The sequence below is a fragment of the Archangium gephyra genome (genome assembly GCF_049060025.1).
Taxonomy (GTDB): Bacteria; Myxococcota; Myxococcia; order Myxococcales; family Myxococcaceae; genus Archangium; species Archangium gephyra_A.
Map to the genome: position 1 here is coordinate 7,611,484 of NZ_JBMEQQ010000002.1, position 23,961 is coordinate 7,635,444.

Consider the following 23,961-nt stretch of genomic DNA (forward strand, 5'->3'; position numbering starts at 1 on the left):
TTAGGAGTGGACCCGGGGACATGCGCGAGGCGCGGCGGTGGCCGCCTGGTGTGGAGGCTTAGGGCCCCGCGGCGGTGGAGCCGCGCCAGGCGGTGCCCAGCATCGCGTCCCAGTCCTGCACGCGCGCCCAGTCCTCGAAGGTGTGCCAGCCCACCTCGGGGAAGTCCCGGCGCAGCAGGGCGATGTTGGCGTGGTAGCCCACCCGCTGCAGCCATTCGAACATGTGCCCCAGGTCCTCGTTGGCCGAGCGCACGGCCTCCAGCGGCGTCTCCTCGTAGTGCAGCTTGTGGCCGCTCACGTAGGAGAGGAGGGCGGCGGCCTGCTCCCCCGTCACCTCGTCCGAGGCGACCTCGAAGCGCTTGCCGTAGAGCTCCTCGGGCCACTCCATGATGCGGGTGCAGAAGGCGGCGAGGTCCGCCATGGGCACGAGCTGCAGGCCCTGGTGGGGGGCCAGCGGCAGCGACAGCACCCCCTGGCGCAGCCCCTGGACGTAGGACTCGCCGAGGAAGTTCTCCATGAAGAAGACGGGAGCCACGATGGTGTAGGGCAGGCCGCTGCGGCGCAGGTGCTCCTCCACCACGAGCTTCGTCTCGAAATGGGGGATGCCGGTGTTCTGGTCCGCCCCCGCCACCGAGGAGTAGACGAAGTGGCGCACGCGGGCGATCTTCGCCGCGTCGATGAGGTGGCGGCCGTAGCGCACCTCGCCCTCGAGGCCTCCGCCCTGGAAGGGCGTGGCCATGGCGAACACCGAGTCCACGCCCCGCATGGCGCGCTCGAGGCTCTCCGGGTCATCGAAGTCCCCGGTGACGAGCTCCGCGTGGCGCTCCGCCAGCTCCCGGGCCGCGGGTGAGTCCGGGGAGCGGACGAAGGCGAGCACGCGGTGGCCGCGCTTGAGGAGCAGGCGAGCCAACGCGCCGCCTTGCTTTCCGGTGGCACCAGTCACCAACACGGTCAAGGGTCGGAACATGCGATTCCTCCGGACAGTACCTTCCACTCAAGGTGGGGATGGGCGGCGCGTGGGTCGAGGGTGAGGCTCCGGGCTCAGCGCTTCTTGCCTGTCCGGGCGGACACCTCCCGGGCGACCCGCCGCGCGCCGGAGACCGCGTCACCGGCCAGCTTCCTCGCTCCGGTGAGCGGGTGGCCCTGGGCGGCCTCCTTCGCCGCCGCCAGCACGCGGGAGACCGCCTGCTGGGCCAGCCCCTTGATGCCTGCGGGCCCGGCCTCCTCCGGCGCCTGCTCCTGGGCGAGCGGCTCCTCGCGCCCGGCGGCTTGCCGCTCCCTCACCTCGGGCGCGGCGGCCGTGGGCTCCGCCCGCGCCTCGGAGACGCGCATCTGCTCCGCGCGCTCGCGCTCCTCGCGGTGCTTGCGGTACAGCTCCGCCGTCTGCGCGTGCTGGCGTCCGTAGTGCACCTGCCCGTCGTCGGAGCGGGGCTTGGCCTGCTCCGCGGGAGGCGTCTGCTCGGCTCCGCCCGGATTGGTCGTGCTGGGTTCCGGCTTGTCCGCCTTGAAATGATCGAAGCTGTACGTGCGCATCCCTCTCTCCTTACCCGCCAGTGGTTTCCGGCACTGGTCCGCAAGGTAGGGAGTCACCTCCGGGACAGGAACCACGGTCCGGGGCAGGCAGGGAAGCGAGGCCTGGAATGCCAGGCCCCTCGGGTGCGGATCAGCTCAGGTAGGACGGGGTGAAGTCGCGGGCCTGGACGATGGGCTGCCGCCCGGCGAAGCCGCCCTCCAGCTCGTGCCAGTGCGACACCTCCGGCTCGCCAAAGCGCCAGCAGAGGTACACCGGACGTCCGGCCTTGAGCGCGCGGAAGTCCACCAGGCCGTCCGCGGCCTTGAGCTCCACGCCCAGGTCCTGGAACTGCTCCAGCTCGGCGTGGATGCGCTCGATGAGCGCATCGCGCTCCTCCCGCGGGGGCGCGGTGCGCTCCGGGCTCGCCCCGGCGTCCTGGAGGTCTTCCAGCTCGCGGACGAGCGCGTGCACCCGCTCCACCCACGGCCGCACCACGGTGAAGGTGCGGGTGAGCAGCGGGATGAGGCGGTTGGCTTCTTCCACTCCGAAGTAGCGCATGGCGGCCCCGAGCTTATCGCCCGGGGCCGGTGAAGAGGGGCGGAGAGCCGCGTCCCTCAGCGCTTCTTCTTCGGCACGCGCTTGGCGGCGGTCTTCACGGCGCGCGCCATGGTCTTCTTCGCCGCGGCCGCGGCCCGCGTCAGCACCTTGCGCCCGACGTTGCGCAGCGACACGGGCTCGTCCGCGCTCTTCAGGGTGGGGGTCTTCTCCACCATCGGCCTGCGGGTGGTGGTGGCCTTCTTCGCCGCCGCGGCCGTCTGCTTGCGAGCGGGTGTCTTCTTGGCCGCGGGCTTCGCCTGGGCCGTGGCCTTCTTCGCCGCCGGTCTGGCCGTGGCCGTCTTCGCCGCCCCCGCGCGCTTTCTCGCCTGCGCCTTCGAGCGGTAGCGCTTCACGGTCTCGGCATGGGCCTGCCCGTAGGTGGCGGCCGCCTTGGGCAGCGTGGCGTGCTCCGCCTTGTCCTGGCTCAGGGCGAGCTCGTGCTCGTCATTGCCGAGCCGGGGGCCCGAGCCCTGGTAGGTCTGGGCCGGCTGCTGCGACTTGAAGGGTTCGAAACTGTAGGTTCTGCCCATAGATGTCTCCTGCTGGCGTACCTCGGCTGCCCCAAAGGTAGGGCGTGTCCCCTGCGGACGGAATGGCTCGCGGGACAGGGTGAGCGGGCGAGCGGCGGGTCCGGAGGGACCTGTCGAGACCCCGGACGTGAGGGTTTCTCCGCGCCTGTCTTCCTGGCAGAGCCGTGCACCGCACGACGAGGGCGAGGCTTTTGCGCGCACCCGCGCACGTTCTTGCGGCGGCTTCCCGTGGGGGGCGGGTGCCGGATGACCTGGAGGGTCGGATGGACCTCCAGGTAAAACCCGAGAAGACGGAAAGGGAGAAAAGGCCTCGCTGGAATTCTACGCTTCGCCGTCTCGTAGGACGCGCATCGGGGCGGAGTCGGGTCGTGTGCGCGAGAGCGACTCTTCACGTGGGCCCATGCCTTGCACAACCCGTCATCGCAGCGGCGTCGCCAGCCGTTGGGGGGAGAGCGAGACCATCATGAGCAACTTTCACCTGCCGAAGCTGTTCTGCCCGATCGCACCGGAGTTGCACCCTCACATGAGGCAGATCGAGGGCGAGGCGTTGGATCGCTGGGCGAAGTACCTGGGCGTGCATGCGAGGCACTCGGTCTTCCGCAAGCTGCAGCGCAGCCACTTCCCCTTCCTGCTGGGCCGCTGCCACCCGGACGTGCCGCAGGAGAACCTGCGCGCGGCGCTCGACTTCCTCATCTGGAACTTCTCGTGGGATGACCAGGTGGACGTGGGCGAGGTGCCCGCCGAGTGGGTGCGCCAGCAGAGCGAGATGGCGCTGGCGGTGCTCAAGGGCGCCATTCCCTACCACGACGCGCCGCCGCTGCTCTGGCTGCTGGCGAGCATCCGCGAGCGCATCGCCGCGAGGATGCCGGAGGAGTGGATGGAGCGCTTCATCCACGCCTGCCAGTGCTACTTCGAGGGCACCATCTGGGAGGCGGAGGTGCGCGGCAACCGCGTCTGCCTGGACGTGGACACGTACATCCAGTTGCGCCGCCTGTCGGTGGGCACGTACATGGGCTTCACCCAGGTGGAGGCCATCGAGGGCTTCCTGCTGCCCGCCGAGGTCCTGGAGCACCCGGCCCTCCAGCAGCTCGTGGAGTCGGCCACGGACGTGATTGCCTGGGCCAACGACTTGTTCTCGCTGGCGCAGGATCTCCAGGACGAGTTCCACCCCAACCTGGTGTTCTCCATCCAGAAGGAGCGGGGACTGGGGCTGCAGGAGGCCATTGCCGTGGCGGTGGAGATGCACGACACGGCCATGCGGCGCTTCCTCGAGCAGGAGAAGAGCCTGCCCTCGTTCGGCGAGCACGACGCGCACGTGGCGCGCTACGTCACGGGCATCCGCCGCTGGGTGCGCGCCAACGTGGACTGGTCCATCCAGACGGGCCGCTACCAGGAGGGCGCGAGCGAGGCCGCCCTCCCGCGGGCGCGCGTGGCCTGAGGTTGGCCCCGGGCGCGAGCGGCCCTCGGGCCTACTCCCAGGAGAAGTCCACCGAGAACTCGGTGAGGCTCGTCTGCTTGGGAGTGGCCCGGATGCCCTTGAGCTGGGCGGCGTTGAGGATCTGCAGCACCGAGCCGGCGAAGTAGGGAGCGGGGACGGCGTTGACGTAGTCGATGCGCCCGCTCTTGGGGCCGCTCCACGTGAGCGCGCAGGAGCCGTGGTCCCACGCCGTCTTGTAGGCCGAGGGCATGCTGTCGATGAGCCGCTTGGGCTCCTTGCCCACCAGCGACAACAACATCTTGCCCGTGGTGGACTCGAGGAAGCGCGGCGCGACGCGGAAGCCCAGGTGCTGCATGGCCGCGTCGAAGCTGCCGTGCTTGGTGCTCAGCTCCTGCGCGGAGGCGTACGTCAGCTTGAGGAAGGTGCTGACGGGGTAGGAGAAGAAGGCGGTGAAGTTGCCGCCGCCGGCCGCGTCCACGCAGCGCTTGAACGCGTCCGGGCCCACCTCCGTTCGCACCAGGTCCAGCGCGGAGCCGAAGAGGAATCCCCGTGTGGTGTCCTTGGGCCCCACCGCGCCCAGGCGCTGCTCCAGCTCTCGTTGCACCGTGGACCCCTGCGACGACTGTGCCGTCGGTGTGCTGCTCATGTGTACGACCCCCGCGAATGACACCCACTCTACGACGGTTCGCGGGGGCCTGTCCCTAGAGTCCGAGATAGGTGAGCAGCGCTCCCAGGTCCTGGTCGGACAAGGCTTCCTGGCTGTAGGGTGGCATATTTCCACCCACGCCGAAGAAACGGCCGTGGCGCACCTTCTCGATGAAGACGAGCCCGGCGGGCACCCCGGGGAAGAGCTCGCCGTAGTCCTGGGACACCTCGGGGAGGATGGAGGCGAGCTCCGTGTTGCGGCCCTTTCCGGTGTGCGGCTCGCCGTGGCAGTCCTGACAGGCGGCCTTGTACACGGCCGCGCCGCGCTCGGCGCCGCCGCGCGGCACGTCGGTGATGTCCTTGACGAGGGTGAAGGGCTGCGCCGGTGCCTGGGCGTCCGGGCTGAGGCTCACCAGGTACTCGTAGAGGGCGCGGCTCTTGGGGTCCTCGGGCGCGAGCGGGGTGACGCCGCGCATGAAGGCCGTGTAGCAGAAGTTCACCGCGTCCAGCAGGCGCGTCTCGTAGCCGCCCCACCAGTGGGGACGGGCGGCCACGTTGTGCAGCGAGAGGCCCACGTACACCTTGTCCGCGGGCGGCGTGGCCGTGGTGGCGTGGCACGTGGCGCACGAGAAGCTGTTGTACTGGCTCTCCGACAGCGCCGGGTCGCGGAACAGCTTCTCACCGTACTCCGCCGCGGGCGTGGGGCCACAGCCGGCCGCCAGCAGCACTGCTCCCAATCCCAACCACTTCATGGCGTGCTCCGCAGGATGCCCACCGAGTCCGGGTAGATGCCCACCTTCACCGTCTTCACCACCTCGCCCACCGCCCCGGCCTGGAGATCCAACACGTGCAGCGTGCCCGGGCCCTGGTGGTCGCCCTCGCACACCGCCAGCGCGTGCCGGCCATCCGGTGTCAGCTCCACCTGGTGCACGTTGAGACAGCCCGCTTCCGACAGGTGGATCTCCCCCTTTATCGCGGACGTGGCCGTGTCGATGACGGCCACGGCGTCCACCGCCTGGTAGGGCAGGTAGAGCGTCTTGCCGTCCGGGGTGACGACGCCGAACATGGCCGCGCCGCGCAGGGTGTAGATGGAGCGCTCGGGCCGCACCGTGAGTGACTCGGGGTCCAGGTAGTGCACCGTGCGGCTCCCGCGCGAGCTCACCCACAGGGCGCCATCCGTGGGCGAGAGGGTGAGCGCATACGGCTCGTGCTTCGGCACCAGGGCGGTGCCCGGGTTGGGCATCTTCACACGGGTGACGGTGCGCTCCGGCGTGTCGAGCTGCACCACGGCCACCTCGTCCGAGAAGCACGCGGCATAGGCCCGCGTCTCGTCCGGGGACAGGCGCACCGCGTGCGGCGCCGGGCAGAGGGACACCATCGCCTTGCGCGTCATCGTGTCCGCGTCGAGGATGGCCAGGCGCGCGTCCATCTTGCGCTCATCGGTGATGCCGCTCTTCGCCGCATCCTCGATCTTCATCAGGTCGAAGTGCGTCTGGTACAGCGTGCGGCCGTCCGCGCTGAGGATGAGGTCTCCGGGGTTGCGGTCCACGCGCACCGAGCCCACCAGCCGGTTGGTCTTCGCATCCAGCTTCAGGGCGTAGCCATCCGCGGTGCCGGTGCCATGGTTGCCGTGCGGACCCGAGCCGCCGCCGGGCACGTAGTAGGAGAGGCCCACGTAGTAGTAGTCCCCGCGCGGGGAGAAGGCGGCGTGGTGTGGACCCTCCAGCTCCACGGGGTTGAGGCCCACCGGCACGCGTGCCAGCTCGCCCCAGTCCGGCGAGAGCATCGAGTCCAGGTCCAGCAGGCTCACGGTGTCGTCGAGGCTGTTGGTGACGACGATGCGCCCACCGCCCAACGCGGGCAGCTCCGGCCCCGAGGGCCAGGCCGTGTCGTGCGCGTAGTCGAGCTCCTCCGTGCCGGTGCACGCCCCGAGCGCGAGCGGGGCGAGCAGCGCGAGCAGGTGCCCTCTCACTGCGCGCTCCGGCGGAAGGTGCGCGGCTCGGCGAGGCGGAAGGGGCCCTCGGTGACGCGGTTCTGCACGAGGTAGGCGCTCATCACCTGCACGGTGAGGTCCTTGCCCGCGTGCTTGCCCAGCTCGGCCCACGTGGTGGGGTCCATCTGCCAGGACAGCTCCGAGGTGAGCACCTGGGCCACGGGGCACGCGCCGCCAGCGGAGATCTCCAGCCAGTAGAGGTCGCCCGTGTACGGAGGCAGGTGCGCGTGGGCGGTGGGGAGGAGCAGATCTCCCAGCCAGGCGGTGAAGGAGCGGGAGGGACGGGGCGCCGCCTCCAGCGCGAGCATGCCCTGGCCGGGCCGCTGCAGCGAGGCGCGCAGGGGCGAGGTCCACTCCCAGGTGGGCGGGGTGGCGCTGGCCGGGTACGCCTCGCCCTGGGTGGGGGAGAGGAGGGTGACGGCGCGGGAGGAGTCGATGGGCCGCTGCTTCACGTCCACCAGGGCGCGCCAGGCCTCGTCGGTGGACCTGCCGGCGTAGAGGGGCTCTCCGCAATCCGTGGTGGTGTCCGGGTCACAGGCGGACGTGGCCAGGGCGAGGGCGGCCACGCAGGCGGTGCTCAGGTGTCTGACGTTCATGGGCTCAGTTCTCCGGGGGGTTGCGCCGCCGCGAGCGGCGGAGGGTCGAGAGCAGGAGGAACGCGGCCGCGGGCAGCAGGCCGCCGGCGGACGAGCACCCCTTCTTGGGGGGAGCCGGGGGCTCCGGCTGGGTGGGGCCGCCATCCGAGGTGCCCGCGTCGGTACCTCCGTCCACCGTGCCGCCATCTCCCGTCTCATCCGGCAGGGTGGGGTCGGCCTCGATGGTGGGCGCGAACTGGGGCCAGCGCGGACGGCACACGTCGTGCGTCGGCGTTCCCGCGGGGCACACGGGAGGGCGGGTATCGGGCAGGTTGAGGATGGGCGTGTACGTCTGGCCCTCGTCGGCGGTGGTGGCCAGGGCCCAGTCGTGCACGCGGGAGGCGCCGCAGACGTAGAGGACGTCGCCCTCGCGCTGCGCACAGGCATTGCCGTCGGGCAGGGGCAGGAGGGTGGCCCGGCTCTCCCCGGCGCGGACTCGGAAGAGGCGCGTGGGCGTGGCGGCCCAGAGGGTGTTGCCGTCGGGGGAGACCTCCATGCCCATGAGGTATTCGTCGATGGCGTCGCGGTCCTGGCCCTCGGGGTGCAGCACGGAGCGGAAGGTGCGGCCTCCGTCCGTGCTCTCCAGGATGTACGTCCAGCCCTGCCAGGAGACGCGCGCCCAGAGCCGGTCCGGATCGGTATCGGCCACCCGCAGGACGAAGAGGTCGTACGGGCGCGAGCCCTCCGAATACTCGGGGAAGGGGTGGGGAATCTCTTCCCAGTGCTCGCCCTCGTCATCGCTGCGGTAGATGCGCTGGCCGGTGGCGGTGCCGCCGGAGACGTAGAGGCGCCGCGGATCCGAGGGCGCCACCTTCACGGCGGTGAAGACGGCGGTGTCGCTGCGCAGACTGGGGGTGAACGTCTCGCCGCCGTCATCGCTGCGGAAGACGCCGTTGGGCGAGGCGCTGCGTCCCGTCGTCACCCACAACCGCGAGGGATTGGACGAAGGAGAGGCGAGCCCCATGGGCCACAGCCCCTGGGACTTGAAGTAGTCGTGCACCGTCCAGGTGCAGCCGCTGTCGTGCGAGCGGATGAGCGCGGCGCCGGTGGCCGCGAGCAGGGTGCCATCGGGCTGCCAGAGGAAGGTCTCCGGACGCCAGCCGCCGTAGCTCATGGCCTCGGGGCAGATCCAACTCCAGGTCTTCCCACTGTCGCGGGAGATGACCGCGCCGAAGGTGGCGCCGACGAACATGTCCTCGGGGTGGCCGCGGCGCACGGTGACACTGGTGGTGTCGGGATAACCCAGGTGCGCGAGCGCGGGAGTGGGGAGCAGCGCGAGCGAGGCCAGCGGCAGTGCGTGGCGGAGCGAAGACAGGAGTTTCATGGGAAGCCCTCCGTGGGCGGAACCCGCACGATAAACGTCCGGCGCGGAACGGTATATCGAGGCATGGGGGAAGGGGATCGATATGTGTCCGGCGGCCCGCTCGTTCACCGGGCGTGCGCGAGTGCGGGGCATGGCCCGCCAGGGGCGGGATATCGTGAACGCTCCGAGCCACGAAAAGGGGAACGCTGACATGAGATGGACGCGTCGCGCCTGTGCGATCCTGGTTGCTGGAGTCCTGCCGTTGTCCGCTTGCACCAACGAGCGCGAGGAGCCGGAGCCGCCGCCGGTCACCAACGACTCGCTGGGTGACTGGGAGGATACGGGCCGCTACGCGGCGTGTGAGTTGCTCACCACCACGGCGATGGCCTGCGGAGACCGGGAGAGCTTCAACCTCACCGGGTGTGATGCGGGCTCACTGGCCAGCGTGCCGGCGGATGGCATCTACACGATGGTGTACCGGAACGATGGGACGGCGACGCCCTCCATCGGCGTGGGCTCCTTCCGGGTGTCGGCGGACGGGAGCCTGGACTCGTACCGGGGAGCGGCGCCGACGGAGCGGAAGGTGGACGCGAGCACCTTCTTCCTGTCGAGCACGCGCAGGCAGTCGTCGACGGTCACCCTGCGCAACTCGGTGGTGGGGTGCCGCGCCGAGGGCAACCGGCTGTATGGCTGTTACGTGAGCTGCCGCAACGGCAGGGCCAATGGTGCGGGCACGTTCCTGGCGGAGCGCTGGACGCGGCGCGCGGGGGAGGCGGAGGCCTCGGGGCTGGCGCTCCTCTCCGAGTCGTTCGTGGAGCAGGGCTTTCCGGTGGACATCTACGTCACCCAGGGCCACGCGTACGTGGTGTCCACTCCCGACGGAGTCGAGGCCGGAGGCCTCACGGTGTTCGACGTGAGCAACCCGGCGGCCCCGGTGTTGAAGGCGCGGACGAGCCTGCCCAACGACAACTATTGGAACGGGGTGTGGGCGAAGGGGAACGCGCTCTACGTGGCGAGCGCGAACTCGGGGGTGATGGTGTTCGACATCACCAGCCCGGCGAGCCCGCAGCTCCTCAAGAGCGTGCCCTCGGGACGTGGGCAGATCGACGTGCACACGGTGTTCGTGGAGGGAGAGCGGCTGTACGCGATGTCACCGAGCCCCTCGCCGCGGACGCTCATCTTCGACATCCAGCAGCCGCTGGAGCCGAGGCTGCTGGGCGAGTACGCGGAGCCGGGAGCGGCGACGGATGCCAGGGTGGGCTTCCCGCATGACGCGCTGGCGTTCGAGGGGGTGCTGTACATCAACCACTGGTCGAGCGGGTACCTGATGGTGGACGTGAGCAATCCGGAGAGCCCGAAGAAGGTGGGCACGTACACGTACCCGTACGCGACGAGCCACGCGAACGCGGTGGGGAAGTTCGGAGACCGGCGCATCGCCTTCGAGGGAGGGGAGAGCTGGGGAGCGCACCTGCGGGTGCTGGACGTGACGGACCCGGCGCAGCCGAAGCGGCTGGGCGAGTACAAGCTGGAGGCGAACGCGTCCATCCACAACATGGTGCTGAAGGGCGAGCGGCTCTACATCGCGTACTACCATCACGGGGTGAGGGTGCTGGACGTCTCGGTGCCGGAGAGCCCGAAGGAAGTGGCGTACTACAACACCTTCCGCGAGATGGATCCGGGCCGGGGACAGGGCTTCTATGAGGGAGCGATCGGCATGAGGGTGCCGGGAGACGGGTACGTGTACGTCATCGACACCTCGAGGGGCCTGCTCATCTTCCCCGAGCCGTAATCACCCAATCCCCCTCACCCCAATCACCCCTCACCCCCAATCACCCCTCACCCCCAATCACCCCTCTCCCTTCGGGAGAGGGACGGGGTGAGGGTATCGAGCATTCCACGTTCACGACCGTGGACAGGCGCACCGTGGGACATACGCTCGGCGCCCCTGAAAACGGAGGCAGCGAGATGACCCCGAGAGACATCCCCACCCACCGAGCCGTGCGCACCCTCTTCGCCGCGGTGCTGTTGTCGGCCGCATCGTGCGCGCACCGGCCATCCCCGGAAGCGAACGAAGCACCGGCCCACACGAAACACGCCCACGGAGAGCACCACGGGGCGATGCCGCACCGTTTCGAGAACGCGGAGGAGTGGGCGAAGCGCTTCGAGGATCCGGAGCGGGACGCGTGGCAGAAGCCGGACGAGGTCGTCAAGGCGCTGACCCTGGCGCCGGACGCGAAGGTGGCGGACATCGGAGCGGGGACGGGCTACTTCGCGGCGAGGCTGGCGAGGGCGGTGCCACAGGGGCGGGTGTACGGGGTGGACATCGAGCCGGACATGGCGCGCTACCTGGGCGAGCGAGCGAAGCGCGAGGGCCTGAGCAACCTGGAAGCGGTGCTGGGCGAGCCGGGGGACGCGAAGCTGCCGGAGCCGGTGGACGTGGGGCTCATCGTGGACACGTACCACCACATTGGAGACCGGGTGGCCTACATGAGGCGGCTCGGGGAGAAGCTGAGGCCCGGGGGGCGGGTGGTGATCATCGACTTCCGGGTGGAGTCGCCGAAGGGGCCGCCCCGGGAGCACAAGCTGTCGCCCGAGCAGGTGCGAGGGGAACTGGAAGCGGCGGGCTACCGGCTGACGCAGACGCACGATTTCCTCCCGGACCAATACTTCCTGGTGTTCCAGCGCGGGTGAGCGAGCGGCCAGTCCGTCGACAGCTCCGGGCTGGAATCCGGGACGCGGTTGCTTCAGGCTGAGCCCGCCAGCCCGCGGCCGAGGAGGGACCTCAGGGATGCCGGTGCTGGCTGAGGTCTTCATTCCGTGTCTTCCGTTCGTGTCTCGCACGCTTCCCGGGGAACGCTGCTCGCACTGCTCGTGGCCCTGCTGACAACGGTGGTGGGTTGCCCGCAGCCGAGGCCGGAGTGTCTCTACAACTCGGATTGCGAGGACGGGAACGTCTGCAAGCTCGGCACGTGCGTCCCCGAGTGCATCAAGGACGTGGACTGCGAGGAGGGCTACGCGTGCACCGACCAGCGCTGCGTCCGAGAGGACACGGGCGGTGGGAACGACGCGGGAGTGCAGAGCTGCGTCTACAACTCGGAATGTGCCGAGCCGAACCTGTGCCTGCAGGGCGTATGTCGCCCCGAGTGCCTGCGGACGGTGGACTGCGTCGAGGACTACGTCTGCCGGGAGTTCCGGTGCATCCGGCCCGGCAACACGGGAGACGCGGGCACGGGAGACGCGGGGACCGGCAATGGTGACGCGGGCACGGGTGACGCGGGCACGGTGGAGCCGGATGGCGGAGTTGAGCCAGACGCGGGCACGGAGTCGGACGCGGGCACGGAGCCGGACGCGGGCACGGAGCCGGACGCGGGCACGGAGCCGGATCCGAACGATCCGAACAACGCGACCAAGGACACCGACTGTGATGGCCTGAGCGACGCGGTCGAGTTCACGGCCGTCTACGAGGACGGGCTGCGGACGGATCCGGGCCTGGCGGATACGGATGGAGACGAGCTCCAGGACGGGCTCGAGCTGGGCGTGGACGAGCCGGTGACGGGCACCCTCTGCTCGCTGCCGCACGACGCGAGCGCGGAGCTGAAGACGAGCCCGGTCAAACGGGACACGGATGGTGATGGCTTGTGGGATGGCGTGGAGGACGCGAACAAGAATGGCGGTGTGGATGGCAACGAGACCCACCCGCTGCGCAAGGACACGGACTGCGACGGGCTGGTCGATGGTTTCTCCCCCGAGAGCGGAGAGGGCGAGGATCGGAACACCAACGGAAGCCGGGGGAGCAGCGAGACCGATCCGCTCCGGGCGGACACCGACGGTGATGGCCTCTCGGACGGCATGGAGCGGGGCATGACCACGAACCTGGACCCGGAGGCCTGCCCCCACTTCCTTCCGGACATGGATCCCAGCACGCGCACGGATGAGCTTCCAGGCGGACACCGATAATGACGGGGTGCGGGACGGTGCCGAGGACGCCAACCAGAACGGCAGGGTGGACCCCGGTGAGCTGGACCCCCGGATGCCTGATGCGACGGGGCCGGCCGGACAGGTCTGCACCGACGACAAGCTGCGCCCGGTGACCTTCCAGTCCGAGAGTGGGGCGGACCTCGAGCTGGCGCTGCCGCCCTCATTCACGGAAGTCACGCAGCTCAAGTCGGGCACCGAGGTGAAGGGCCTGGTCGGCTACGACAGCACCACGAAGACGGCGTTCCTCGCCTTCCGCCGGCCCGCGCCGCTGGATGCCACGGATCCGCTCGGAGACGAGGAGGCGCTGCGGCCCGCGATCGGTTCCACGGGCGCCCTGCGCAACCGCACCGCCCAGGTGTTCAAGACGTGGGAGGGCTTCGAGGCCGTGCAGGCCTTCTATGACCAGGCCGGCTCGTCCACGGACCTCAAGCGCCGCACGGACGCGCTGGTGGACGCGCTGGTGCCGGGCAGCACGGGCCGGCTCAGCAGCGCGGCGGCGGGAGTCACGGGCGACTTCCGGCTCCAGACGCTCTTCGTGCACCGCTCGAATCAGAGCGTCGTGGTGGTCATCGCCGTGGCGCCCCTGGTGGGCGTGACGGGCGGCAACCGCGGCACTCCGGCGGCCTTCTCCGTGAGGAACCTCTCGGATGGCTCCGCGCTCGCGCAGTTCGGCGAGCCCACGGCGGTGCAGTGCGAGCGCTTCCAACTCCCGCAGGCGAAGGTGGACTTCCTCTTCGTCGTGGACGACAGCGGCTCGATGATGAACTCGCAGGCGGCGCTGGCCGCCACCGCCCGTTCCGTCGCGGAGTCGCTCAATGCCTCGTCGACGGACTGGCGCATGGCGATGGTCACCTCGTCCTACCACCTGGCCAGCACGGGCAACACGGGCAAGCTGCGGCGCTTCACCCGCAACGTGAGCAAGGTGAAGTCCTGGCTCACGCAGAACAGCACGTGCACGGCAGGGACGTGCACCCAGCTCGACCCGTCCGAGTCCGCGGCCTGCCCCGGGGATGCCTCCCAGGGCGTCAACGGTGGCTGCTGGGTGGGCATCGGCGGCAGCGGTACCGAGGGAGTGCTCGGCGCGGCCCGCAAGGCCATCGACAACATGACGCCGGGCACCGCGCCGGGGGCCGCGGAGTCCGACACCCAGGCGCGGGGGGACGCCACGCTCGTGGTCGTGCTGCTCGGAGACGCGGACGATCAGACGTCGGGCGACACCACGACGGTCATCAACTGCGGGACGGGGGGAAGCCAGGATAAGGCGGGGAACAGCTGCGAGAGCGTCACCAACTTCGTGAGGTTCTTCGGAGACGGCTCGGGGGTGGCGCCTATCAACAAGACGGGCAAGCGGATCGCCGTGCACGGCATCGTGTGCCCGGACGGCATGGCTTGCGGCTGCACCCCGGGAGGGCCCTGCTCCCTGTCCGAGGGCTCCCGCGAGTTCAACCCGCAGCCGGTGGACGGAGTGTCGCAGTTGCGCCACGCGGCGGTGGTGAAGGCCACGGGCGGCGTGCTCGGCTCCATCCTCGATACCGCCTCCGTCAACGCGTCGATGGAGGCCATCATCGACGACACCATCGGCAACGCGGGCTACAAGACCTTCAAGGCGCCCATCGGTGCATCCATCAAGGTGGCCATGGAGAACGTGCGCGACCCGGCGGTTTGCACGGCGAGTGGCAACATCCCGCGCGGCACCGTCAACGGCTTCGACTTCGACGGCAGCGCGCGCACGCTCTCCTTCTTCGGCGCCTGCCGCCCCGCGAGCGAGACGACCCAGGTGGCCGTCTCGTACCAGTACTGGGTGGACTCGGTGAAGGCGCCCGAAGGCGCCGCGCCTACCGGCGTTTCGCGGTGATGACGACGTAGCCCATGCAGCGCTTCGCGGTCTCCGCGATGCGGGCCCATTGCTCCTGGATGGCGGCGAGGAACTCGTCGCTGTACGCCCGCCGCACCTCCGCCTCCTTCCCCTGGACGGCGGAGGCCAACGCATCGAACGTCGTCATCACGTTCCCGGTCACGTCCAGGACCTGCTCGACCTCGAAGCCCGTGTCGCGGATGAGGTACGGGTAGTCCTCGGCGCTGATGAAGCTCCGGGCCACGAACGCGTTCTGGAGGAAGGCCCGGTCCTCCGGCGTCGTCTTGTCCGAGAGGACGATGTCCGCCACGAGCAGCCGTCCGCCCGGGTGGAGGACGCGGGCCAGCTCCCGCAGCACCGTGGCGCGATCGGGCATGTGGAAGATCGACTCGAGCGCCCACGCCGCATCGAAGGACCCCGCGGCGAAGGGCAGCGCCATGGCGTCTCCGCAGCGGAACGTCGTCTGCCCGCTCATCTCATGGAGGCTCGCCCACCGCTCGGCCTGCGCCGCCTGCCGCGGACTGATGGTGATTCCCTCCACCCTGCATCCGGTGCTCTGGGCCAGCCGCGTCGCCGGCTCTCCCAGTCCACACCCGACGTCGAGCACGTGGTGGCCCTTCTGGCTCCCGAGCAGTTTGATCATCAGCCCGGTGAAGCGCTGCTGGGCCTCCGCGAAGGAGCCGCCGGTTTCACCCGGGGGCCAGTAGCCGAAATGCAGACTCCTGCTGGCGATGATCTCGTAGAACGGCGTGATGTAGTCGTAATGCCGCGCCACGGCTTCCGGTGTTGCTTTGCTTTCCGCGGTCATGGTGCTCGACGGATAGGGGGGGCTCCCTCATCATACGCCCGAAGCCCCGGCGAGGTCGCGGGGCCTTCGTTGCATCCTCCGTTGCCTTACATCGAGATGGGATGGGCGCGCAGCCACTCCTGGGCCCGGCGGATCCGCTCGGCCGCCGCGGGCAGGTTCGTGTCCTCGAGCAGTTTGCGGTAGGGCTCCAGGTCCTCCGCCGTCCACCGCGTCTTCGCCTCCAGGTCCGCCCTCACCACCTGCTCCTCCGCCGAGCGCGCCTGCGGCTCGCTGTACGAGGTGAGGATCGCCGCCAGAATCATCCGCACCGGCTCCGCCTCGAAGGCCACCGCCGCATCCGAGAAGAAGGCGCGCGTCGTCTCGTTCAACGCCGTGTCCTTCGCCTGCGCCCTCATCCGCTCCAGCATCCCCGGCAGCATCTCCCGGTCCGAGTCCAGCGCCGCCCTCACCGCGCCCAGGAACCCGGTCACCGCCGCGCTCCGGGCCTTCGCGTCCATGCCCGGCACCTTCAGCGCGTTGAGCGGCTCCCACAGCACGCTGGTGAGCCACACCTGCTCCTCGGGCGTGAAGACAGACGGCGTCATGCTCTGGCGCATCGCCGTCTCCACCCGCGACGAGCGGTCCTTCGCCTCCTGGGTGATGCGCGCGGCGAGCTGCGGATCCGACTCCACGTACTTCACCAGGGGATCCATCTCGCCCTCGCCCGCCTTGCGCAGCACCTCGCGCGCCTCGTCCGAGAGGTCCGCGTGCTCGGCGAGCGTCTCCAGCTTCGAGGCCAGCTCCTGGCCGTGCCGCGCGCCCCACTCGCGGAACTGCACGCCGAACACCACGTCCAGCACGGGCCGGTCCTCGGGCTGGAAGCTGCCACTCTTCGGCGTGGTGGCCAGCAGCGCCCCCAGGCACAGCGCCTGCCGGTCCTCCGAGCTCAGTCCCGCCGTCGTGGCCCGCATCAGCAGCGTGGTCCTCAGCTTCTCCAGGAACGCCTTCGTCCCCAGCTCGCGCACCGTGCCCAGCCGCAACGAGTTGCGCGCCTGGGCCGGGTCCCTCGCCACGGCCTCCTCCAGACGCTCCAGCTCGTGGGACACGTGCGTGTTGAAGGCCTCGGCGTCGAAGCGCAGGCCCGGGCCGGGGCCCCATTGCGTCAGCAGCTCGCCCAGATGATCCAACGTCGTGGACACGCGCGACATGTCCCCGCCCCCCAGCATGTCCAGCGCCGCCTGCAGGTCTCCGGCGAGCGGGTGCGCGGCGGGCTTGGGCGCGGCGGCCGCTTCCTGGGCCCGGTCCTCGGCGGCATGGCAGACCTTGTATTTCTTGCCACTCCCGCAGGGACAGGGGTCGTTGCGTCCGGGCTTCTCGCGGCTCATGTCCTCAACCCTCTCGAAATAGAAACGACGGGGCCCGGCACACAGTAGTGCCGGGCCCCGTCTTCACCCAGGTGTCCTCCCTAGCAGGGCGGACGCGTCAGGGCGAGTAACCAAGCGTGAGGCCAATCACGTGGGCCGAGCCCCGGTAGGTGCCCGGCAGCGGCGTGAAGGTGCTCCGGTTCTCCATGAGGGAGACGAACTGGTAGCCCGCGTCCACCCGGAAGGCCGAGAAGGCATAGCCCGCGCCCAGGGAGACGCGGATGCGGTCCGCGTCCGGCAGGTCCGGCGCGAGCGTCTCGGCGGGGGAGGGCGTCGGGTCGTAGACGAAGCCCGCGCGCACCGCCAGCGCGTCCGTCACCATGTACTCACCGCCCACGTGGACGTTCCACCGGTCCTCCCACCGCTTGATGGAGGGCTGGTTGAACTCGGGATTGGTCTGGAACTCGAAGAGGAGCTGTTGGACGCTGGACCATTGCACCCAGTTCACGTCGGCGGCCAGCGTCAGCTTCTGCAGCGGGGTGAAGGACACGCCCAGCCCCACCGTGGCCGGCAGCTCGACATCCAGCCGGACGTCCTGGTCCGGGAACGCCGGGGCCACCGGAGCCGGGAAGTCCGAGAAGTCCGCGTCGCCCTCGAGGAACATCAGCACCCGGCTGCGGAAGTGCGCGCCGAGCGTCAGCATCCCCGGCAACACGTCCGCCTGGATGCCCGCGTTGTAGCCCAGTCCCCAGGTGCTGGTGGTCAGCGCCAGCTCGCCGGTGGCCCCGGCGGCGGGACCCGCGGGCACGACGAGCTGCCGACGCGCATCGAGCGTGCCGTACACCGCCTGGAAGCCCACGCCGAGCCGCAGCCACGGCATGGGCGCGAACGCCACCGTGGGGTTGATGTCGAAGGTGGCCACCTGTGACTCGCGGGCGATCTGCCGCCCCACGAAGTCCTCGGGCCACAGGCTGTTGGCGCCATAGGGCGTGAAGACACCCACGCCCGCCGCGAGCTGGTCGGTGAGCTTGTAGACGACATAGCCGTGCGGCGGAGGTGACGTCGGATTCTGCGTCTGCTCGGTGCCCGTCGCATCGGCGGTGAAGCCCAGGTGGCCGAGGATGAGCGAGTCGCCGAGCTGGATGTCCAGCGTCTTCACCCCCAGGATGCCCGCCGGGTTGTAGTAGATGGACGAGGCATCCTTGCTGCTCGCCACGCCCGTCGAGCCCATGCCGGTGGCCCGGCTGCCCTGCGTATCGATGGCGATGCCGGCTGCCTGGCTGGCCCCCGCGGCGAGCAGTGTCACGACCGTCAGTGTCTTCTTCATACGCCAGTCCTTCTTCGCGACGACCGACTGCGTTTGGCTTTGGTGGGGTAAGGTTGAGTCGTACTCCGAGTGTGACATCCCCGACCCGCGGGCCGGTGCGCGTGCGGTGCCGGACAGAGTGGGGCGCCTGCTCGCGTCTTCGCGTCGGGTGGAAGACGGACGATGCCGGGGGGGCGCTTCCCGGATATAGGTTGGACCCATGAAACGACTGCTCAGTGCGATGACCCTCATGGCGGCCGTGGGTGTGGCCCAGGCCCAGGCTCCGCAGGCTCCCGCGGCCCCGCAGGCGCAGCAGGCCCCTTCAGGTGCTCCGGAAGCAGGCGGGCTCACCTGGTCGTCCCCCTCCGGCTGGGAGACGCAGGGGGCGCGGCCCATGCGCGTGGCCACCTACCGCATCGCTCCCGCCAAGGGCGACACCGACTCCACCGAGCTGGCCATCTTCTACTTCGGCCCCGGCCAGGGCGGCGCGGTGGACGCCAACGTGAAGCGCTGGCTGGGCCAGTTCCAGAAGGCCGATGGCACCCCCATCACCGACAAGGACGCGCGCTCCAAGAAGGAGACGCTCAACGGCCTCGCCGTCAACACGGTGGACGTCAAGGGCACCTACACCGGCGGCGGCCCCATGATGGGCCCCTCCACGCCCAAGCCCGGCTACCGCCTGCTGGGCGCCATCGTCGAGGGCCCCGAGGGCCCCCTCTTCTTCAAGCTCACCGGCCCCGAGCGCACCGTCGCCAGCGCCGAGAAGAACTTCCGCAAGCTGCTCGAGTCGGTGAAGAAGAAGTAGGAAAAAGTTTTCCCACCCGGCCTCTGAAGGAATGAGAGGCATTGCGGCCCTCCCCCACAACCGGAGGGCCGCGTCCATCCGGTGACGCCCTTGAACGTCGGCAGTGCGACGCACGCCTGACTCGGGTGTTCCGGGATTCAACAGGTAAAAGGGTTCTCTCTGCACGGCGGGGACGGCGGACACACGTTTGTCGTGAGCCGGGACGTGTGCACTCCGACCCATCACCTCGCACCCCACGAGTGAGCACGTCACCAGGGCTCCTCCTCCCTGGATAGGGGAGGTGCACCCTCATCCCCCTTGCTTCGGATGGAATCATGAGAAGTCGTGTCCTGACCCTGATGATGCTGGCCACGCTCGCGGCCGCGTGCAGCCAGCAACGGCAGACCCCCGCCACCGAAGAGGTGGACAAGCAGCTCCTCGCCGAGGACTCGCGCGAGATGGCGCGGCGCTACACGCAATGGCAGGCGTCCCTGCGCGGGCAGGCGCTCAAGACGGGCGACAACGAGAAGATGCCGCTCGATTTGAGCGACGAGGTGCACTACCGCTTCGTGATGAACCGGCTCAAGGCCTCGGGGCTCACCGCCCTGAACGCCCCCCGGCTCTTCCTGCGCCTGGACGAGCTCCACCGCCGGCTGCCGCTGCCCCAGCGGCCCCTGGAGGCTCCCACCGGGGTGCTCCGCGCCGCGGGGGCCACGGCCTCCACGGATGGCTCGTGGTGCGGGCACATGATTCCGCTCGGCCTCATCGGCAGTGATGCCACCCGCGTCCGCTTCAGTGGCACGGCCGTCACCTCCTGCTTCGGCGGCTCGGACTACGGCTACGTGGACGTCAGTGCCTTCATCACGGACGACGAGCAGTCGTCCTTCGAGCTCCTCGCCAACGAGTCCTACGAGGAGTACGCCGGCAAGGTGCTGGAGACGGCGCCCATCTCCGTCTCCGTGGCGCGGGAGTATGACCGGGAGCTGATGGTGGACTCCCTGGCCATGGCCTTCAACGAGACGACGGGCGAGGAGCAGCTCACCTATACGTCGGTGTCCACCACGCTGAACCCGGCCCTGGGGGCGGGGGAGTGGGACCTGACGCTCGAGCACCCGAAGGACCTGCTCGAGGACTCGCACGACAGGGCCATCCGCCTGTGCCTGGAGCGCGGGGCCACCGGCGGCTACCTGGATTGCGATTACGGCCTGGTGCGCGCCGAGCCGGATGGGACGTGGACGCCCTTCCCGGCCTCGGGCGCCACGGGGATCGCCGCGGTGGACGTGGCCGCCCTGAGGGCCTCCACCTCCAGCGGCACGCCGGTGTGGACGCCGGACCCGGGCGCGTACTGGGAGCCCGCGGTGAAGCCGGTGGATTCGACGCGCTTCCAGGTTCCCATTCGCGGCCGGGTCGTGCCCCATGTCCTCGAGGAGTGCACGGTGACGAAGGTGACGAGCAAGGTGGCGGCCATCCTGATGGACGCGGGCGGGTGGTGTGAGGCGGGCGCGGCGCCCGACACCGTGGTGGGCAAGGGCCAGTTGCCCTGGACGACGCCCACGGTGCCCGGCGAGTACCCCTTCGACGGCCTCCTGGATTTCGGCACGGGCAACTGCCTGACGCACGCGCAGAACGTCCGGTTGGAAATCTGGGTCTACACCGAGGGCACGTGCCCGGACCCGTACGGCGGCGAGCCCGAGCCCTTCCGTTGCCCCTCGCGCAAGGTGGTGAAGCCCGTGGACTTCAAGCGGGGCTGCCTCGCGGAGGGCACGCGGGTGACGAGGGCGGACGGCCAGAGCGTGCCGGTGGAGCAGGTGAAGGTGGGCGAGAAGCTGCTGACGCAGGGCCAGGGCCAGGGGCTGACGGTGACGTCCGTGACGCGCGGCGGGGAGAGCAACCCGCTGGTGAAGCTGCGTGACGAGCAGGGCCGCGAGGTGCGGGTGACGGAGACGCACCCCATGGTGACGCTGGCGCGCGGCGTGGTGCAGGCCGGCGAGCTGAAGGTGGGCGACGCCGTGCTGACGCGCACCGGGGCCCGGAAGCTGGTGGCGGTGGAGCGCGTCCCCTACGGCGGGCTCGTCTACAACTTCGCGCTGGGCACTCCGGAGGAGCTGGCCGGGCTGGGCCCCGAGGCGCGCACGCTGTACGCCGATGGCTTCCTCGTGGGTGACAGCCAGATGCAGGAGGCGCTGGAGAAGGCCCGGCGCGTGGACTCGCGGGCCGTGCTGGCCCGGCTGAACGGCGCCTGGCACCAGGACTTCCAGCTCGCCCAGGCCCGGCAGCACCCGCGCGCGCGCCGGTAGCCCCGCCGCCAGGGTCTCGACGTCCCCGAGGGGCCGTCCCGGATAACACCGGGGCGGCCCTTCTGCTTTTCCCCCCGGCCCCGCGGTCCTGGGTGGAATCACACCTCCCCCCACCTTTCTACAGGCCCGAAGGTAAGGAAAACCTTTTCCCAATCATTTCTACAGGGGAAAGGCTTTACCCAATCCTTTCTACAGCTTTCTACAAAGACATCATGAAAGGCTTTCCGCTTTTCCCTCTCAGGAGTGGGGGAGGCGGGCCAGGGCATCCGCTCGGCTGGCAGCGCGCCCTTCCCGGAGGAAGCAAGTCATTGTTCGCTGTTCACGGGGTTTTCCTGAAAGGTGTCTGTGTTTGGACAAGGAGGGAAAAGCGTTTCTCCTGCCGTCTTCCCATTCCGCGAGGCATCCCCAGTTTCCGGCTGTCGTTTTCATCCCCTGAGGTCAAACCCCATGAAACTGTCGTCGAAAGCCTCGTCCCGGATGCTCGTGCGCGCCGTTCCCTCCCTGCTGGGTCTGGTGCTGCTCGGCAGCGGTTGCAGCCAGCAGAAGATGCCCGCGCAGGAGGTCGACAAGCAGGCCCTGGTGGCCGACTCGCTCTACATGGCCCGGCTCTACTCCGGTTGGGAGAAGCAGGTGGCGGCGCAAGGCCACGGGCGGGGCGGCCGGAACTCGCAGATGGAGATCGACCTCGGCGATGACACCCAGTACCGCTTCGTGAAGAACCGCCTCCAGGCCGCGGGCAGCACGCCGGAGAACTCGCCGCAGCTCTTCCGCAAGCTGGAGAAGCTCCGCAAGGAGAAGAAGACCGGCACGCCCGGCCCGAAGGCTCGCAAGGATCAGCTCACCTCGGCCACCGCCGAGGGGGATGCGGCCAACTCGCGCTGCGGCCACCTGCTGCCGCTCGCCGACGTGGCCAGCACCGACACCACGGTGGCGAAGTTCCAGGCCTCCGGCCTCGTCACCTGCTTCGAGGGCTCCGACTACGCCTACGCCGACGTCACCGCCTTCGCCGCCAACCGCGAGCGCACCCAGTTCCGCGTGCTCGGCACCGAGGCCCTCGAGGAGTACGCCAGCGCCGTCCTCGAGACGCCGCCGCTCCCGCTCTCCCTCAAGGTGAACCCGGACGAGGAGCTCTTCGTCGACTCGGTGGCCATGGCCTTCGACGAGGAGACCGGCGAGTCGCACGTGTCCTATACCGTGGCCGAGTCGTCCCTGGTGGCCCTGGGCCTGCAGGACGTCAACGTCCTCACCGTGCACTACCCCAAGGAGCTGGTGGGCAGCCACTTCCGGGACAATCCCATCCGCACCTGCCTGGAGCGCGGCGCGGTCGCCGGCTACCTGGATTGTGATTTCGCCTCGGGCAGCAAGGATCCCGTCACGGGCTACTTCAAGCCCTTCGCCAAGCCCTACACGGGCATCGGCGCGGCGGATCCCGAGGCCAGCCGCACCACGTGGGTTCCCGCCGCGGGCGCCTACTGGGAGCCCTCCAGCGGCGCCTATGACATCAACCGCCTCTACCTGCCCCTGCGCGGCGGCTATCAGGTCACCCTGCCTTCCGACTGCACCCTGGATGCGCTGACGAGCGACGCGACCCTCATCCTCATGGAGCGCGGCGGCCGGTGCACCGCGGGCACCGCCCCCGGCACCAGCGTGCTCCGGGGGAGCCTGCCCTTCACGACGCCGTTCCTCGACGAGTACGACCGCACGAAGCTCAACGCCCCCTTCAACGGGCTGGCGGACTTCGGCAGGGACTGCCTGGACCAGTTCCAGAACGTGCGCCTGATGCTGCGCTCCACCATGAAGGCCACCTGCGTGGACTACAACGGTGGCACCCGGCCCTATACCCGCTCGCGCTTCATGGACATCATCAACCTCGACTGGCGCAACGCCTGCCTCGCCGAGGGCACCCGCGTGACGAAGGCCGATGGCTCCCAGGTGCCCGTGGAGCAGGTGAAGGTGGGCGACAAGCTGCTGGCCAATGGCCAGGGCCAGGCCCTGACGGTGACCACGGTGTCGCGCGGTGGCGAGCGCAAGCCCGTCGTGAAGCTGCGGGACGCGATGGGGGGCGAGGTGATGGTGACCGAGACGCACCCGATGGTGACCGCGACCCGCGGCGTGGTGCAGGCCGGCGAGCTGAAGGTCGGTGACTCCCTGCGGACCCGCACCGGCGCGGCGAAGCTCGTGGGCGTGGAGCGCGTGCCCTTCTCCGGTGAGGTGTTCAACTTCGCCCTCGGTACTCCGGAGGAGCTCGCCGCCGCCGCTCCCGAGGCCAATACGCTGTACGCCAACGGGTACCTCGTCGGGGACAGCCACATGCAGACCACCCTGGAGAAGCAGCGCACCCAGGACTCGCGCGAGGTGCTCTCCCGCCTCAACAGCGCCTGGCACCAGGACTTCCGCCTGGACCAGGCCCGGAGCAAGAGCGCCCGCCGGTAGTCAGGTGGGGGTGAGGGATTGATGCACCGAGGGCCGTCCGGGGTTTCCCGGGCGGCCCTTCGTGTTGCGCATGCTCCCTCTCCCTCTGGGCAGGCTCACCTGACCCCGGCGCTCAACCCGTGGACGCTTCGCGGACGAGCCATTCATCCCACGTGGCGAATCCCGAGCGGGCATCCACGGACCGGTCGTGGATGAGCCGTAGGCCGGCCAGGTCCGACGGCCGGCGCAGACGGCGGCTCTGCCGCGGGAGGGCAGGCGAGCAAACGGGATAGACCTCCTCGTCCAAGAGCTTCTCGGCGCTCAGCCCGGGCCAGACCCCAGCGCCGTAGCGCACGCCGATATCGACGCCGCGCACGGCGAAGTCGAGCAGCCCGGTGGACGCGTCGAGCCGCACGTCCAGCTCCGGCCGGGCGGCGGGCGAGGCCTTCGCACGAATGAAGTCCGGCGAGGCGAAGTTCCGGATGGTGCTGACGATGACGGGGGCGCTGATGGGACTCATGGCG

21 protein-coding genes are annotated in these 23,961 nt (G+C 69.8%); 8 read left to right on the forward strand and 13 right to left on the reverse strand.

The genetic code is table 11. The features are described 5' to 3' along the window. Positions 1-58 precede the first annotated feature (58 nt). The 4 genes from ACN28I_RS33365 to ACN28I_RS33380 all read right to left on the reverse strand — a co-directional run bounded on the left by ACN28I_RS33365 (position 59) and on the right by ACN28I_RS33380 (position 2,640). Positions 59-967, reverse strand: coding sequence for an NmrA/HSCARG family protein (locus tag ACN28I_RS33365; RefSeq protein ID WP_420945950.1), 909 nt, complete (start codon positions 965-967; stop codon positions 59-61). A 74-nt stretch (positions 968-1,041) separates the two neighbouring features. Then, entirely contained in the window at positions 1,042-1,533 is a 492-nt protein-coding gene (locus ACN28I_RS33370) for a hypothetical protein (protein ID WP_420945951.1), read from the reverse strand. A 130-nt stretch (positions 1,534-1,663) separates the two neighbouring features. Then, positions 1,664-2,071, reverse strand: coding sequence for a DUF2203 domain-containing protein (locus ACN28I_RS33375; RefSeq protein WP_420945952.1), 408 nt, complete (start codon positions 2,069-2,071; stop codon positions 1,664-1,666). A gap of 56 nt (positions 2,072-2,127) precedes the next feature. After that, complete coding sequence (locus tag ACN28I_RS33380) at positions 2,128-2,640, reverse strand: hypothetical protein (protein WP_420945953.1); 513 nt, start codon at positions 2,638-2,640, stop codon at positions 2,128-2,130. A gap of 463 nt (positions 2,641-3,103) precedes the next feature. Here ACN28I_RS33380 and ACN28I_RS33385 point away from each other — a divergent pair, with 463 nt between their 5' ends. Continuing rightward, positions 3,104-4,078, forward strand: coding sequence for a terpene synthase family protein (locus tag ACN28I_RS33385; protein ID WP_420945954.1), 975 nt, complete (start codon positions 3,104-3,106; stop codon positions 4,076-4,078). A 31-nt stretch (positions 4,079-4,109) separates the two neighbouring features. On the opposite strand, the gene ACN28I_RS33390 is transcribed toward ACN28I_RS33385, so the two are convergent. From ACN28I_RS33390 to ACN28I_RS33410, 5 genes are all read right to left on the reverse strand, one after another. Then, on the reverse strand, positions 4,110-4,682 hold the full coding sequence (locus ACN28I_RS33390; protein WP_420945955.1) for a TIGR02265 family protein: 573 nt from the start codon (positions 4,680-4,682) through the stop codon (positions 4,110-4,112). A 97-nt stretch (positions 4,683-4,779) separates the two neighbouring features. Then, complete coding sequence (locus ACN28I_RS33395) at positions 4,780-5,475, reverse strand: c-type cytochrome (protein ID WP_420945956.1); 696 nt, start codon at positions 5,473-5,475, stop codon at positions 4,780-4,782. Continuing rightward, positions 5,472-6,695 (reverse strand): YncE family protein, encoded by a 1,224-nt coding sequence (locus tag ACN28I_RS33400; RefSeq protein WP_420945957.1) that lies wholly within the window; start codon positions 6,693-6,695, stop codon positions 5,472-5,474. Before ACN28I_RS33400 ends, ACN28I_RS33395 begins: the two co-directional genes overlap by 4 nt. Beyond that, the gene (locus ACN28I_RS33405; RefSeq protein WP_420945958.1) at positions 6,692-7,312 is read right to left on the reverse strand and encodes a hypothetical protein; all 621 of its coding nucleotides are present in this window, start codon (positions 7,310-7,312) and stop codon (positions 6,692-6,694) included. Before ACN28I_RS33405 ends, ACN28I_RS33400 begins: the two co-directional genes overlap by 4 nt. A gap of 4 nt (positions 7,313-7,316) precedes the next feature. Further along, complete coding sequence (locus tag ACN28I_RS33410; protein ID WP_420945959.1) at positions 7,317-8,675, reverse strand: WD40/YVTN/BNR-like repeat-containing protein; 1,359 nt, start codon at positions 8,673-8,675, stop codon at positions 7,317-7,319. A gap of 241 nt (positions 8,676-8,916) precedes the next feature. Here ACN28I_RS33410 and ACN28I_RS33415 point away from each other — a divergent pair, with 241 nt between their 5' ends. The 4 genes from ACN28I_RS33415 to cglD all read left to right on the forward strand — a co-directional run bounded on the left by ACN28I_RS33415 (position 8,917) and on the right by cglD (position 14,487). Beyond that, positions 8,917-10,443 carry an LVIVD repeat-containing protein gene (locus tag ACN28I_RS33415; RefSeq protein ID WP_420945960.1) on the forward strand — a complete coding sequence of 509 codons (1,527 nt, stop codon included), beginning with the start codon at positions 8,917-8,919 and terminating at the stop codon, positions 10,441-10,443. 176 nt (positions 10,444-10,619) lie between these two features. After that, complete coding sequence (locus ACN28I_RS33420; protein WP_420945961.1) at positions 10,620-11,345, forward strand: class I SAM-dependent methyltransferase; 726 nt, start codon at positions 10,620-10,622, stop codon at positions 11,343-11,345. 126 nt (positions 11,346-11,471) lie between these two features. Beyond that, a complete protein-coding gene (locus tag ACN28I_RS33425) occupies positions 11,472-12,611 on the forward strand; it encodes a hypothetical protein (RefSeq protein WP_420945962.1) in 1,140 nt (379 codons plus the stop codon). Beyond that, complete coding sequence (gene cglD, locus ACN28I_RS33430; protein WP_420945963.1) at positions 12,586-14,487, forward strand: adventurous gliding motility lipoprotein CglD; 1,902 nt, start codon at positions 12,586-12,588, stop codon at positions 14,485-14,487. The genes ACN28I_RS33425 and cglD overlap by 26 nt, the downstream gene beginning before the upstream one ends. Here cglD and ACN28I_RS33435 read toward each other — a convergent pair. The 3 genes from ACN28I_RS33435 to ACN28I_RS33445 all read right to left on the reverse strand — a co-directional run bounded on the left by ACN28I_RS33435 (position 14,468) and on the right by ACN28I_RS33445 (position 17,965). Next, positions 14,468-15,295 carry a methyltransferase domain-containing protein gene (locus ACN28I_RS33435; RefSeq protein ID WP_420945964.1) on the reverse strand — a complete coding sequence of 276 codons (828 nt, stop codon included), beginning with the start codon at positions 15,293-15,295 and terminating at the stop codon, positions 14,468-14,470. The two genes, cglD and ACN28I_RS33435, sit on opposite strands and share 20 nt — an antisense overlap. Positions 15,296-15,381: 86 nt before the next feature. Further along, positions 15,382-16,659 carry a YecA family protein gene (locus tag ACN28I_RS33440; RefSeq protein ID WP_420945965.1) on the reverse strand — a complete coding sequence of 426 codons (1,278 nt, stop codon included), beginning with the start codon at positions 16,657-16,659 and terminating at the stop codon, positions 15,382-15,384. Positions 16,660-16,756: 97 nt separating this feature from the next. Beyond that, positions 16,757-17,965 carry an OmpP1/FadL family transporter gene (locus ACN28I_RS33445; protein ID WP_420945966.1) on the reverse strand — a complete coding sequence of 403 codons (1,209 nt, stop codon included), beginning with the start codon at positions 17,963-17,965 and terminating at the stop codon, positions 16,757-16,759. A gap of 199 nt (positions 17,966-18,164) precedes the next feature. Here ACN28I_RS33445 and ACN28I_RS33450 point away from each other — a divergent pair, with 199 nt between their 5' ends. The 3 genes from ACN28I_RS33450 (at position 18,165) to ACN28I_RS33460 (ending at position 23,458) form a co-directional block, all read left to right on the forward strand. Next, the gene (locus tag ACN28I_RS33450; RefSeq protein ID WP_420945967.1) at positions 18,165-18,749 is read left to right on the forward strand and encodes a hypothetical protein; all 585 of its coding nucleotides are present in this window, start codon (positions 18,165-18,167) and stop codon (positions 18,747-18,749) included. A 314-nt stretch (positions 18,750-19,063) separates the two neighbouring features. Then, the gene (locus ACN28I_RS33455) at positions 19,064-21,025 is read left to right on the forward strand and encodes a Hint domain-containing protein (protein ID WP_420945968.1); all 1,962 of its coding nucleotides are present in this window, start codon (positions 19,064-19,066) and stop codon (positions 21,023-21,025) included. Positions 21,026-21,472: 447 nt separating this feature from the next. Further along, positions 21,473-23,458: a hypothetical protein gene (locus ACN28I_RS33460; protein WP_420945969.1), complete on the forward strand. Its 1,986-nt coding sequence runs from the start codon at positions 21,473-21,475 to the stop codon at positions 23,456-23,458. A gap of 112 nt (positions 23,459-23,570) precedes the next feature. Here ACN28I_RS33460 and ACN28I_RS33465 read toward each other — a convergent pair whose 3' ends face one another. After that, a complete protein-coding gene (locus ACN28I_RS33465) occupies positions 23,571-23,957 on the reverse strand; it encodes a LysR substrate-binding domain-containing protein (protein WP_420945970.1) in 387 nt (128 codons plus the stop codon). Between the last annotated feature and the right edge of the window lie 4 nt (positions 23,958-23,961).

Coding starts and splice junctions, on each gene's coding strand:
- ACN28I_RS33410 (WP_420945959.1), bottom strand. CDS start 8,675: ATGAAACTCCTGTCTTCGCTCCGCCACGCACTGCCGCTGGCCTCGCTC.
- ACN28I_RS33405 (WP_420945958.1), bottom strand. CDS start 7,312: ATGAACGTCAGACACCTGAGCACCGCCTGCGTGGCCGCCCTCGCCCTG.
- ACN28I_RS33420 (WP_420945961.1), top strand. CDS start 10,620: ATGACCCCGAGAGACATCCCCACCCACCGAGCCGTGCGCACCCTCTTC.
- ACN28I_RS33385 (WP_420945954.1), top strand. CDS start 3,104: ATGAGCAACTTTCACCTGCCGAAGCTGTTCTGCCCGATCGCACCGGAG.
- ACN28I_RS33465 (WP_420945970.1), bottom strand. CDS start 23,957: ATGAGTCCCATCAGCGCCCCCGTCATCGTCAGCACCATCCGGAACTTC.
- ACN28I_RS33380 (WP_420945953.1), bottom strand. CDS start 2,640: ATGGGCAGAACCTACAGTTTCGAACCCTTCAAGTCGCAGCAGCCGGCC.
- ACN28I_RS33435 (WP_420945964.1), bottom strand. CDS start 15,295: ATGACCGCGGAAAGCAAAGCAACACCGGAAGCCGTGGCGCGGCATTAC.
- ACN28I_RS33450 (WP_420945967.1), top strand. CDS start 18,165: ATGAAACGACTGCTCAGTGCGATGACCCTCATGGCGGCCGTGGGTGTG.
- ACN28I_RS33445 (WP_420945966.1), bottom strand. CDS start 17,965: ATGAAGAAGACACTGACGGTCGTGACACTGCTCGCCGCGGGGGCCAGC.
- ACN28I_RS33395 (WP_420945956.1), bottom strand. CDS start 5,475: ATGAAGTGGTTGGGATTGGGAGCAGTGCTGCTGGCGGCCGGCTGTGGC.
- ACN28I_RS33460 (WP_420945969.1), top strand. CDS start 21,473: ATGAAACTGTCGTCGAAAGCCTCGTCCCGGATGCTCGTGCGCGCCGTT.
- ACN28I_RS33375 (WP_420945952.1), bottom strand. CDS start 2,071: ATGCGCTACTTCGGAGTGGAAGAAGCCAACCGCCTCATCCCGCTGCTC.
- cglD (WP_420945963.1), top strand. CDS start 12,586: ATGAGCTTCCAGGCGGACACCGATAATGACGGGGTGCGGGACGGTGCC.
- ACN28I_RS33370 (WP_420945951.1), bottom strand. CDS start 1,533: ATGCGCACGTACAGCTTCGATCATTTCAAGGCGGACAAGCCGGAACCC.
- ACN28I_RS33440 (WP_420945965.1), bottom strand. CDS start 16,659: ATGAGCCGCGAGAAGCCCGGACGCAACGACCCCTGTCCCTGCGGGAGT.
- ACN28I_RS33365 (WP_420945950.1), bottom strand. CDS start 967: ATGTTCCGACCCTTGACCGTGTTGGTGACTGGTGCCACCGGAAAGCAA.
- ACN28I_RS33455 (WP_420945968.1), top strand. CDS start 19,064: ATGAGAAGTCGTGTCCTGACCCTGATGATGCTGGCCACGCTCGCGGCC.